Annotated in this window: 5 protein-coding genes; all 5 read left to right on the top strand. The window is 40.2% G+C overall.

Features of this window, described 5'->3' with window-relative positions; genetic code table 11:
* Window positions 1-611 precede the first annotated feature (611 nt).
* The 5 genes from J7K40_01440 to J7K40_01420 are packed head-to-tail and all read left to right on the top strand — an operon-like array spanning window position 612 to window position 13,618.
* Window positions 612-8,897, top strand: coding sequence for a right-handed parallel beta-helix repeat-containing protein (locus tag J7K40_01440; protein MCD6161062.1), 8,286 nt, complete (start codon window positions 612-614; stop codon window positions 8,895-8,897).
* Window positions 8,894-10,909, top strand: a complete 2,016-nt coding sequence (locus J7K40_01435) for a tetratricopeptide repeat protein (GenBank protein ID MCD6161061.1) — start codon at window positions 8,894-8,896, stop codon at window positions 10,907-10,909. Before J7K40_01440 ends, J7K40_01435 begins: the two co-directional genes overlap by 4 nt.
* Window positions 10,884-12,506, top strand: a complete 1,623-nt coding sequence (locus tag J7K40_01430) for a PP2C family protein-serine/threonine phosphatase (GenBank protein MCD6161060.1) — start codon at window positions 10,884-10,886, stop codon at window positions 12,504-12,506. The genes J7K40_01435 and J7K40_01430 overlap by 26 nt, the downstream gene beginning before the upstream one ends.
* Complete coding sequence (locus J7K40_01425; protein MCD6161059.1) at window positions 12,493-13,269, top strand: ATP-binding protein; 777 nt, start codon at window positions 12,493-12,495, stop codon at window positions 13,267-13,269. Before J7K40_01430 ends, J7K40_01425 begins: the two co-directional genes overlap by 14 nt.
* The gene (locus tag J7K40_01420) at window positions 13,262-13,618 is read left to right on the top strand and encodes an STAS domain-containing protein (GenBank protein ID MCD6161058.1); all 357 of its coding nucleotides are present in this window, start codon (window positions 13,262-13,264) and stop codon (window positions 13,616-13,618) included. Before J7K40_01425 ends, J7K40_01420 begins: the two co-directional genes overlap by 8 nt.
* Window position 13,619 lies beyond the last annotated feature (1 nt).

Genomic DNA, 13,619 nt, shown 5'->3' with positions numbered 1-13,619 from the left:
CTCGAAATATTTAACAAAATAAAAGATGAAGTGCCGATGTTTATCGGAGCCGCCCAACATCCCGCTGCTCTATGGATTATGAAATAAGCAAGTTTCGATTGTTGGGTATTATTTTAAGAACTCTATAAAAAAGGCCGGACAGCAGTGTAATAATATGAAATATTTTAAGTCCGCTTGTTCGCTCCCCTCATCCGCCTTAGTCTGAGAACCCAACCTGTAATTGAATAAAATAATGGGAATACTCCTGATAAACCACCTGTTGTCTTTGAAATACAATTAAATTACTTTATAATGTGTCCGTTAAAATGGGGTAATATCAAATATCATAATTATATGATTTTGAATTAGTTTTATGTCATTTAATTATGCAAAATACTGTAGGTAAAGTGTTGCCAAGTGAAACAATTACGCAAAATAAGACAGGTGTTTCAGATTGTAAAATTATAATTATCCTGTTACTTCTAACCAGATACATTTAAACATCCTCGCTATAAATACCGATTCCTATAAATGATATGCTTAAATATGCAATTTTCGAAATTAAATTTATACGTTTAGTATTTATCACTTCATTGATATTCGTATTTTACGTTAGTGTCGTATCTGCCGCTATGCAATTGTCAGCAGGCACCTATCAAGGTGATGGCTCTGACAATCGCCCAATCAACTATCCGGGATTTCAACCTGATGTGGTAATCATCAAAGGTAACCTGAATGAATCCGCTTATATACGCACTTCAACTATGACTGGTGATGTCTCGAAATCGCTGGTTGATGATTTTGTTTTCCAACCTGATATAATTCAATCATTCACCACTGATGGATTCGTTGTTGGCGGAGATGACATTGTGAATGGGAACGGAGTTGATTACTACTGGATCGCTTTTAAAGCAGAAGCGGGCGAAATGGTTGTTGGCAGCTATACCGGTGATGACACCGACAATCGAAGCATAAACAGTATTGGTTTTCAGCCTGGTTATGTGATAGTAATGAGCGAGGCAGACAAACGAGCCATGCAGCGTTTCTCATCCGAACCTATAAATCAAAGCATGCAATTTAATAATGATAATGAAAAGGCAAATAGAATCCAGGATTTCGAAGCTGATGGTTTTCAAATTGGTGATCACAATACAGTTAATAACTCAGGAGTTATTTATCATTATATCGCCTGGAATTCTGTGCCGGGAAGGATTGCGGACAACTGGTATAATGGTGATGGCAATGACAACCGCGATATTACAGACGTTGGTTTTCAGCCTGAGTATATAATAATAGCCAATGAAGGCAATATTAATTCCGTTCATCGCCCATCGTCACTGACAGCAGATAGTACATTATTTTTTAACTCGGCTTTCAATCTGGATGATGGAATTCAAGCTTTCTTAGCCGATGGCTTCCAGGTAGGATCATTAAACGAGGTTAATCAAAATAGCACCAAGATTTATTGGGTTGCCTTCAATGACGTTGATACGATTACTACTTACTTTGTTTCCCCCGCCGGTGATGACGTCAATAGCGGATTGGATTCGGCCAACGCTTGGGTATCGTTAGACAATGGCGATCAGCTAAGCATCCTAAATCCCGGTGATACGATTAATATATATCCCGGTGTTTATTCGGTTTCAACGACTGTTCAGTTGACATTATCCGGAACTCAAGCACTTCCGATTGTTTATCGTAAATTCGGAGCAGGAACCGCAATCATAGATCCCGATGGCAGCGATACATGTGCCATACAAGTCTTAGGTAACAACATACAGCTTCTCAATCTTGAAATCATTAATCCCGGTCGCGATGGCATCCTGTTAATCGGAGATTCCTGCCTTATTACCGGCTGTTGCATACATGATTGCGGACTGCAAGGAATAGACATTGAAGGCAACGACAATCTCATTTTGAGAAATGTATTTTACAACGCCAACCAATCTGGAATTGTTAACCGCAACGGTAGCGAAAATAATTTATTCTATGGAAATACTATTTATTCATGTCCTCTCGACGGGATATGGATTGATAATTCTGTATCCTCAGCACGCGTATTCAACAATATCATCATTGGGGGTGATGATGGAATCGATGGAACAGCTGGGAATATATGCGGATACAACGATATTTGGAATAGCGGTACTAATGATTATAGTGGTGGAGTTGTTGATTCTGCAGGTGGAATATCCGATGATCCTCAGTTCGTAAACCAATCAACGTATAATTTTCATCTTCGCGAAGGGTCACCCGCTATTGATGCAGGCTTAGATTTGGGCTATCCGTATAACGATGCCGCGCCAGACATGGGGGCTATAGAGTATTCTACACATGTACCTATTAACTTCTACGTTTCCCCTACCGGCGATGACGGCAATAGCGGATTGGATTCGGCCAATGCTTGGGCATCGTTAGACAATGGCGATCAGTTGGGTATATTGCAGCCTGGCGATACCATTAACGTGATACCGGGAATATATTCTCTTACAGATTATATTGACTTGACCTTATCGGGAACGGAAACATCCACAATAACTTATCGAAAACTCGGTGTTGGCGATGCTGTATTTGATATAAATGGCTTGGCTATATCAATTATATGGCTGAATGCCAAACATGTTAAGCTCGATGGTTTAGAGCTTACCAATTCAGGTCATAACGGAATATATCTTACCGGCGATTCATGTGCTGTAACCAATTGCTATATACATGATAATGTTTGGAATGGTATAAGGGTTGTTGGCGATGACAATCTTATTCTGAGAAACATTACAACCAATTCCGGCATAGATGGAATCAGTATCTCTGATTCGGGAGAGAATAATAATATTTATAACAATACAGCTTATAATTGCACCAATGATGGAATCAATCTCGAAAGCAATGTAACCACTGCGCGAATATTCAATAACATAACCGTATCGAATAATAACGGTATTTTTGGTCGAGTTGAGAATATATGCGGTTTTAATGATGTTTGGAGCAACAGCAATGCAAATTACTCTGGCGGTGTTGTTGATTCTGCCGGCGGAATATCAGCATCTCCTAAGTTTACTAATCCCCCACAGGAAAATTTCAGGTTGAAAAGCTCTTCACCGGCAATAGATGCCGGCCTTGATCTTGGTTATATATTTAATGGCAGCACCCCTGATATGGGGGCATTGGAAACCGGCAATCTCGCCAGCCTGACAATAACACCATTTTATGATTCGCTTTTTGTCGATTCCTCTTATCAGTTTAATGTTGAAGCTCTCGACAGCAACGATTTCCAGACTTATCCGGGAGTACTTACCTGGTCGCATACATTTTCATCCGGCTCTATAGATTCTACTGGTCTATTTACCTCAGACCAGGAGGGCTCCGGTGAAATCATCGTACTATCTGACATTAATGCAATTACAGATACATCCGAAACAATGAATGCAGTAATTCCGAAATTGTATATCCATGCAATCCCGCTTGGCAATACCGTTGTTTATTCCAATCAGACAAACTCATCTTTACTTGCTTTTCGCATTGATAATAGTTTAGATACAGCCAAAAACATCGAAAGCGTAACCGTGCATGATGCCTCCAGAGGGGCGGGCAATCTTGCCGAGAGATTAACTAACATTGATTCACTGGCTTTGTATTTTGATGCAGATAATGATACTTCGATTACCGGAATAGATAGTCTGATTGCATCAGAAAGTTTCACTTTTGATACTCTTACTTTATTATTTTCACCTTTTTCAATTCCGGCAGAATCAGAACGTTCATTTATTATTTGTCCGGTAATCAGCCCGAATCCTCATGATAGCGATTCTCTTGACTTGTTTGTCTTAACTGATACGGATATCCAGACAAGCGATGGAACAATGTTTCAGGGTCCGGATACTTTGAATTCTCAGGGATATAATATAATCGATGGCTTAATATCCGAACAGATTTCTTTGATTGCAACGGGTATGACAACAATAAGCCCGGGCGATTCGCTTTATAATATAATGATAATCGACATTCCCCGCAATGGCTATCAGGAGGATACGCTTAATGGTTTTAATGTATGGAATTCGGGTACAGCGGATGAATCAGATCTGGATTCGATGATATTATTCATGGATGATGGCAGCAATTCCTGGGGTGGACAGGCGGAAGAAATTCGTCTTGGGCTCTTATTTTTTACCGGAGCCTATTGGTCAATAAGCGGCTTAAATTCTCCACTGACAAACCAACTTACTCGATATTATGTTGCGGTCAAATTAGCGGCTTACCCAACCAATCTTTCTACTGTTGCGCTTGGCATACCTTTACATGGCCTCGAGATGTCATCGAATAATGACGGGCCGCTTGACGTTGAAATAGTTCCTGTGGATACTGTGATTATTCAAACAGATGAGGAATTAGCGGTATCTGCGGTATCTATTCCCGCTCGAAATATCATTCCAGGAGAAAGCACAGGTCCGATTTTGGGTTTGGAGTTCATAAGCAGCTATGCTATGTCCATATCAATAGACAGCCTTAGTCTGAATCTACTGGCTACCGACCCGGATGGGGCAAGCCAAAGTGAACTCGATAGCCAGATAGACAGCATGCTTCTTTATGCAAACATAGATGGTGATTATACCGATCTTGGCTTGGAAGACACTTTGCTTTCTACCGCTGCTTTAAGTGATGGGATCATAGTTTTTAATACGCCCGGGTTATCGATACCGGGTTCGGGAAGCATCATTGGAATATCAGTTGTGGCTGCTCTAAGCGCTGCAAATGCAAAAAACGGAAACCTGATTAATATTGGCATTCCGGATACGACGGGATTCTTTTTAACACCGCAGGTTAACCTCGCGGACAACTTTCCGCTGCAGAATGAAAATGATTTTGTCATTAATGCATTTCCAGCTAATAATGTTGCAGTAAACACAATTAGCGGCAGCACCTTTTATGGAGGCCAGACAGACAGATTGATTTTCGATTTCATCCTCCCGAGTAACGGCTATGCTTCGGATAGTCTTAGCAGCATTCAGCTTATAAATACAGGCACATTTCAGGATGCCAGTACCTATTTGACTCTTAATCTCTGGGCTGACATCACCGGCAACGGTTTTACGGCAGACGACAGTGAGATAGGACAGTTTTCTTTTAATGCCGGAATTTGGACTTTAGCGAGTCTGGCATATCCGATTAATACTTCCGGCAGACGGTTCTTTGTTACTCTTGATATTGCTAATGCTCAATTTGAAGGGGGAACAATTCAACTTGAGGTCTCGGTTGAGGGAATCGAGTATAGATCGGGAACCACCGGCGCGGATGATGAAAACATAGGCAATCCTCAACCTCATCTTATTTTTCCATCAAACCGCATTACCGTAATTTCGGTCCCCGAACAATCTGATACGGCGGCACCGGGAAGCTCCGATAATGTTATGCTTGCCGCAGCCTTGTATAATGGTTATATAAGCGACACTCAGAATCTGCAGGCAATCCAAACAAATAATATATCGCATAGTAATGCTGCCCAGGAATATTCAGACAGCGAGCTGGGACAGGTATCCTTGTTTTTCGATACAAATAAGAATAGAATTATGGATAATGATTCGCTGCTGGCAACGGGCTATTTTAATGACGGGAGTCTTAGGTTTTCCGGATTTAACATTGCAATACCTCCGGAATCGTTATTTTATTTCTTTATGGTTGCAGATATTCCCTCGAATGCAATTGATTCGGATAGCCTGGCGATTTCAATTTCCAATCCTTCGGATTTAACCTTCTCGCAATCTGTCAATATCAACGGCGATCTGCCCGTTATTAGCGGAGGCTACCTTATAATAAATGGATCGGTATTTTCTCAGTATGAGGAAATCGAGTTAGTATCAAGGACGCTAAGCCCAGGAGATACCTCCGTTACTTTATTTGCCTTTCGCCCCGCTTCCAATGGCAACCTGATAGATACTCTGCAATCAGTAACCGTCGGGAATATTGGAGATGCCGATACCAGCGATATTTCTTCCCTGGAAATTTGGTTGGACATTAATGGCGATGACATCTGGCAAAATAGTGATCTGTTCGTTAGTTCATTTGTATATTCGGGATTGACATGGACTGCTAACTCTCTTGAGATTGAAGTTGACGAACAACCACCGACGCTATTCCTGCTTGCAGATATCAGCAGTTTAGCTTCTCAAGACATCTATTTTCAGGGGACTATACCGCTAAATGGCTGCCAGTTTAAATCGTTAAATGACGGTCCACTCGATAATCCGCTGATTGGTTCTGCAACTTTCAATATCACCAACTCAGAAATAAGAGTTTCCTATAGACCGCTTATTCAAACCCGTTCGATAGGTCAAACGATTGAAGTTGGGCTTACGGTTGAAAACATTTCAACGGAACCTATGGATAGTGTATATGCCCAGGTAATAAGTGTTAACGATTCTACAATTGTTGTTTATGACAGCAGTTTTTCGGGACCTGCAACTCTGGCCAGTGGTGATTCTGTTGAATTCTTATATTATTACACGGCTATCCAAACCGGTGAAGTTTACTGGCGGTTTCGTGCTATGGCACCGCTTATACCTGATTCTTCATCGATCGTTCGGACTAATACGGTTACACTACAGGATTCACCATCGGATATTTATATTCAGCTAATCAGCTCTATTCCCACGGCAGTAATTAGAGGTCAGACCAATATTTTTCCTTTTAGTATGCAATATGCTCATCCTGACACTGAGAATACGGCAGCATCTCTGCGTCTCGATAGCCTGCAGATAAGCATTAAAAATAGTAATGGCGAACCATTGAATGCAGATGAGGTTTTCAGTCGAATGGTTTTATCTGCAGGCTATAATAATATGGTCGTTCTGGAAGATATTCCGGCGCAGACAACCGTCCCTTTGGTATTTAGCAGCCCGGTAATAGTTCCGCCATCACAACAACAGCTTTATACTTTGCTTGTGGATATTGATAGCCAGGCATCAGCCTCCGATTTTATGCTGGCAATCGATAACAGCAGTATGATTCAAATCGTTGATGAAAACAGCCTGCAAACTGTTCCATTAGATACGGGTGTAGTTTTTCCGATGCAAACAGCTTCCTGCCGTATAGATGATCCTTCGCAGCAAATGGCTGTATCATATACTTCGATGCTTAACGAAACGGTGAATTTTGGCCAGAGATATGCCAAAATATTGCGGTTGAGATTGCGGCATCCGGGAATAACCGGCAACTCGCAAATCCAATTTACGAGTCTCTCGTTTGTTCTGGTCGATAGTTTATGGAACTCTATTAATATCACATCCGTGCTGGATGAAGTCGCCATCGGCAGGGGACCATTTATTATTGGATTGTTGAACGACTTTGAGACCGACACATCATTACAGACTATTCAACTTGCTTCTCCGGTTACTTTAAATCCCGGCGACACCGACACCCTTGAAGTGATGGTTTCAATTAAAGATGAGACGACATATCCCGGTTTCAATTTTGTTGTTCACGACAGCACTTACTTTGAGGTTCGTGATCTTAATTCCGGTTCACAACTTGGGGTCGCAACGGATACTCTGATAATATCCGAGGGTTCGGCTTTCCCTATTAGTTCCGGCTGGACAGAGTTTAGACAACCCGCTTCCGCACCGGAAATATGTTTGATTCCATCTCTACCCTCATCGATAATAGGCGGCATAGATTCATTATCGCTGATTGATTTTAACGTTAGCTATCCTTCAGACAGTCTTCATTCGCCCATTAGACTGTATGATATACAGATAACAGTTCTTGATAGTCTTGGCGAACTATTAAACCCTGATCGTTTATTCGATAAAATCGGCTTCAGGATTTCCGATAGCCCAATAGAATACCAGCCATTTGTTCCAATACTATATGGTTCGGCAGTTTTCAATTTATCGGATACCGGTTTGCTGATTAATCCCAGCGAAAACCTTAATATTGATTTAGTCGCAGATATCGAAGGCGATGTTTCCTTTGATCATTTTGCTTTAGTCGTACAGTCGGAAAATTCAATAATCCTGCGTGATGCGGCTGATACTTCAATCTATCCGGGGATCAGCATTGCTAACGGATGTGATATAGACTTCCCGTTTTCGACAAGTATTACACGCATCTTTTTGCCGGCAGGTCGGCCAAACCTGAAATTGCAGAATCCACCCTTGAAAATCGGGTTTCCGGGTCAAGACCAACTAACTATATTCGAGGGAATCATTGTGTATGATAATCCTAATCCACAAGGAGATTTAAGCATATATGGTTTACGCGGGCATTTTAAGAAGCGAACGCTTGATGGTTTATCGTCCGTTTCCGGAAGCGATATATTTGAAGCCATATATCTAATGCTCGATGGTCAACAAGTCGCCTTTGATAGCATTTTGACGAGTGATAGTCTGGTAATTCCGATTGAAGACAATTACGACGTATCCTGGGGAAGCAATATTCCCATAACACTTAAATGCGACATTAAAAACGAATCAATTCTTGGCAATTATGTTATAATCTTCGAAGACTCAACATTCCTGGAAATGGCTGATAAAAATCTGGGGGATACAATATATACTACATTAATTGAAGGTTCGTACCCACTTCAGGCAACTGAGATATCGATATCAGCAGCTAACCTTGAACGCTCTTTTACTAACTATCCAAATCCCTTTCACTCCTCACGGGGTGAGAAGACCATTATTGGATTCGTTCTGGCAGAAGATGCAACTATTGATATAACCATATTCACCATAACCGGCGATGCTGTCAAGGACGTAACAATTAATTCATTCCGTCCGGCAGGTTCATATCAAAGCGATTCTTGGATGGGTTTCAATAATTCATGTCTTAAAGTGGTTTCCGGGACATATTTCTGTCGAATTACAGCCAAATATACTTCGGGGCGCGAGGAATGCTTTAGAAGGAAAATTGCGGTGATAAGATGAGGACATTATTAACATATTTGACCTGCATTATTCTGGCTTTCGGCTGCTCATTTGCTTCCGATGATGCCGGCACTCAATCGCCTTTCAGTATGGGTACCGGAGCCCGGGAACTTTCACTCGGCGGGTCTAATCTTGCTATCAGCGATAACACCACCGCTCCATACTGGAACCCCTCGCGACTGACTCGGGCCGATAGAATATCGCTTGGGGGTTTTTATAGCCGTCTATACGATTCAGACGTTGCCTATCAATATATGGGCTTTGTCTTTCCTACATTAGATTATGGAAGTTTTGGTCTGGGCATATTTCGCCTTGGCATAAACGGCATTGAAAAACGGGATGTTCATAACTTTCTTAAGGGTTATATTCAGGATGAGCGATTGGGATTTTACTTAGCTTACGGTAAGGCCATTTCACAATATGATTTCGGTTTTGCCCTAAACATGGAACACCATTCGCTGGATACCTACAGCACAACTTCATCTCCCGGCTTGAACTTATCCGTCGCCAGGCAAATCTCAACTCATTTAAATTGGCTGGAATATTATTCATTAGCTCTTGTTGGTAGAAACCTAATCAGCCTGAGTTCCAAACTGGCTGATGAGAGTGTCTCCTATCCTATCGGAGGCAATTTTGGTTTGGCTGTACGCCTGTTGCCCAAACCAAGCTGGAATCAGGCATTGACGATGACGGCAAAGTTTACAAAGGTTGAAGATATCGAATCAACTCTGGCCTTTGGGCTGGAGTATAGCTTATATGATATTCTTTCTCTCAGAAGCGGCCTGCGTGGCAACAAGTTTTCTGCCGGTTGTGGAATCAACTATAAATTATTAAACTTCGATTACGCCTATGTTGGACGAGACATGGGCGGCCTGCACATGTTCAGCATCACAATGACTTTCGGCGCATCTATGGGTGAAAGAAGGCAACGAAGAGCTCAGGATCGCGAAACTGAATTCAACGATTTAATGAATAAGCAGCTATCAACGCATAATTTAGAAATAATAAACGACATGGTACATAAAGGACAGGAATCGGCTGGTTTGGATAGTCTCGAAAAAGCTATAAGTTTTTTCGAGAGAGCATTGTTCTTAGCGCGAATTAATAGTATCGATACCAGCAATATTTATCAACTGGGAGCCAAAGCGAAGTCTCGTTTGACCGAGATTAACAATAAAAAGCATTACCGCGAATATCATGATTCTGCCCAAGCAAAGCTTGAATCCAAAAATTATATAGATGCCCGTTATTATGCCAATCTTGCTTTATCCATAGATTCTGTTTCCAAAGAAACATTGGATCTTATAAAACGAATAGATGATTCTATTCAGCAAATCGCTTCAAAAGAGGAGATGATCAGGAAACACCTATCGCTGATTGATTCCTTATTAAGTTATGGCGAACTGAACCAGGCATATTCGGCTGTTCAAAAAATCAAGCAATTTGCCGCTGAAGATAACAGGGTGAGCACGATTTATAAGCGGGTTATATTTGAGCGTTACCGGGAAACTGCCGCCAGCGCTTATTCGGAAAATGACTTTGATAAGGCATTAGTCAACATTGACTCGGCATTGACGCTTTATCCGCAACACCAATTATGCCTAAACTTGCATAACAATATACTTGAAAAAATGAGCAGAAACTCTGCACCAGTCGTTCATAGAGCTGATGGAATATCCAAACCTCTCAGTGATGTACTGCTTAAAGAAGTTGAGGAATCCTATAGTGCAGCCCGAAAGCTTTTCGTGAAAGGTGACTTGCATCAGGCAATTATTCAATGGGAGAAGGTTGAGCAATTGGCGCCGGATTATGAAGCTGTGAGAGAATATCTTGCCAATGCTTATAAATATGCCGGAGTTGAACTTTATGGGTGCAACAAACTTAAGCAAGCGATTGAAATGTGGGAAAAAGTAAGGAAACTTGATCCTGCCAATGCCGAAATTAAAAAATACATCGATAGAACCAATAACGAATTAGAGAGACTAAATGAACTTTCCAACAACTCAAATTAAAAAAATTGAACCCGATAATGATGCCATTCAATGGCCGGAGCAGCATCAATTTAAAAAATCGATTCGATTCGAATTTGCTCTGTATATATCATCTATAATTATTCTTCTAATGTCGATTACCGGCTATTTTATAACCAGTTTTTATGTTGAATCTGCAACCAGAAATGTTTTAGATAAATTGCTTACCCAGTCTCGATCATATTCCAGTTCTGCGGGGAAACTAATCATCTCATCTAAAGATCCCGATGAACTGTTGCTTAATAATATATGTAAAAAACTAGCCGCTGAAAATCCCGATGTATATTGGGCAGGTATCACAAATCAAAAAGGTATATTTATAGCTCATACTGATATTGTAAAAGTGATAACATCAGAGAAAATGCCGGATGTAACATCCGGCTCTTTCCCCGAGCTGCTGAAACCAGGTGAATCACTGGAAATTAGCAAGGATTCTGTCTTTACTGCTGTACCTGTTATAGAAAACAATTTGAGTTTGGGAAAACTGGTGGTGGCATCATCCGATAAACAAATCACAATTGCGCGCAAAACATCAATCTTAACCGTTGTTCTTTTAACCGTGATAATAATTATCCTATGCATATCATCAACATTGATAATATTGGGTAGAAAGCTTCGTTCTATCAGTATAATCACCAATTATTTAAAGCAAATTGATTTTGAAAAGTTTTCATTTGATTTCTCTGTGAAGGACAAAAATGAATTTGGGTATCTAGCTAAGACCTTAAAGGTTATGGCCGCCAGATTAAATATCGCTCAAAATAATCTGATTGAAAACGAGCGGATGGCCAGAGAACTGGAAATCGCCAGGGAGATTCAGGCTAATATTTTACCCCGAGAATTCCCTAAATCAGAACTATTTGAGTTTGCCGGAAAATACTACAGCGCCAAAGAAGTTGGCGGAGATTACTATGATTTTATTGAAATTGACGATAATTTTCTGGCCTTTGTCGTAGCCGATGTTTCCGGAAAATCTCTGCCTGGAATGCTGATTATGCTGCTTACTCGCGATATTATTAAGGAGTTTACCAGATCAATCATACAGCCGGCGGAGTTATTAAAACATGTCAACCAGGAACTAAGGCCAAATCTGAAAAGGGGAACTTTTGTAACAATGTTCTATGGGCTTTTAAACAAAAATACGGGGCAGCTTGATTTTGCTTCCGCCGGACACAATCCATTGATAAAAATTGATGGGGGCAGTGGAAATGCCGAATTAATACAAACTACCGGATATCCATTGGGACTTATGCCTGCTGAACAATTTAATAAAAGAATCAAAACCGGTCATCTCTCGTTGGCTAAGAATGATTTGATAATCCAGTACACTGATGGAATCAATGAAGCGCTCAACTCGAATAATAAAGAATTCGGAATGGACCTTTTTATGCAGCTTATAAAATCATTTAAACATCTTAAAGCAGATGAAATAGTAGATGAAGTCCTTCAACAACACCAAGCATTTGTAGGATCTGCGCCACAATATGATGACATTACGCTTATTGCCCTTAAGTGGTGTGAAAAAATTACCGACATAAAATATATCCAATTGATGGAGAACACAAATGAAACTCGTTAATGAGGTCGATAATACCATAATGGTCCCAATTGAATTATCCGAAAACGCTGAACAAAGTTTTTTACAGCATCTGGAAAATTTAAGTAATGTACATTCATTACCGATAAAACTAAATTGCTCCCAACTCAAGCAAACAACGTCTACTCATATAGGATTATTATGGCAAGCGAGAGAAATATTTGAAGAAAAAGGTATAAAGATGAGTCTTTTGTGGCCTACTCCAGAATTAATTCGCGTCCTAAAAGTACTAAATTTGACAGAGTTTTTTAACTTTGACGGCGATTCACAAACAATAGATCGAACGGAATTTATATCGTTTGAAATATCAGCTTCTCCGGAAATATACCGCGATGAATTTATTGCTGATAACGAGAGCCTTAATAAGGCTTTAGAGAAATTTAAACAATTCTTAATACGTATAAACCTAACAAAATATATTAGCTTTGATTTAATAATAATTTTTTATGAAGTTGGCAATAATATCTGTACACATGGGACAACCAATGGCAGCAATAAGGTAATTTTTAAAGCCAAGGTTTTCAATAATCGAATAGTGATGCAATTTGAAGACAATGGGTTGCCTTTTAATCCAACTGAAAAAATGACAGATTTTCATCCATTAGAGGCAGCCAAGAAACGCCAAAAAAGAGGTTTTGGGTTAAGTATAATAAAAAAATTAATTGATGATATTTCTTATACCTACAGCGACAACGGTATGAATAAATTAACATTGGAAAAAAGATGGAGCAACAATTATGAGTAGCCGCGATATAAGCAAAAAACCGCTTGGGGATGATACAATTATTATCAACCCCGGGAAAATATTGAATAACAGTAATGCCGGCGAAATGCTCGAAACAATCACTGCACTCCAGGCTGAAAGCTACAAATATATCATAATCGATATGAACGAATTGGAATTTCTTTCTTCAGCCGGTGTTGGCTCAATACTTAGCAATGTTGAAACATCACGAGAAGCAGGAGGCGATATAGTGTTATGTAATATTTCGGATAATATACTACACGTATTTAAAGTCTTGGATTTAGCCAGCTATATGACGATTAGAACTAATATACAAGAAGCCGCTGGATTTTGTGGTATTGAGAAATAGT

The sequence above is a fragment of the Candidatus Zixiibacteriota bacterium genome (assembly GCA_021159005.1).
Classification (GTDB): domain Bacteria; phylum Zixibacteria; class MSB-5A5; order UBA10806; family 4484-95; genus JAGGSN01.
The sequence above is the reverse complement of the archived record's forward strand: the minus strand, read 5'-3'. Positions and strand labels throughout refer to the sequence as shown.

Excerpts from the sequence above, each read along its gene's own strand:
- J7K40_01425 (MCD6161059.1), top strand. The coding sequence starts at position 12,493 with ATGAAACTCGTTAATGAGGTCGATAATACCATAATGGTCCCAATTGAA.
- J7K40_01420 (MCD6161058.1), top strand. The coding sequence starts at position 13,262 with ATGAGTAGCCGCGATATAAGCAAAAAACCGCTTGGGGATGATACAATT.
- J7K40_01430 (MCD6161060.1), top strand. The coding sequence starts at position 10,884 with ATGAACTTTCCAACAACTCAAATTAAAAAAATTGAACCCGATAATGAT.
- J7K40_01435 (MCD6161061.1), top strand. The coding sequence starts at position 8,894 with ATGAGGACATTATTAACATATTTGACCTGCATTATTCTGGCTTTCGGC.
- J7K40_01440 (MCD6161062.1), top strand. The coding sequence starts at position 612 with ATGCAATTGTCAGCAGGCACCTATCAAGGTGATGGCTCTGACAATCGC.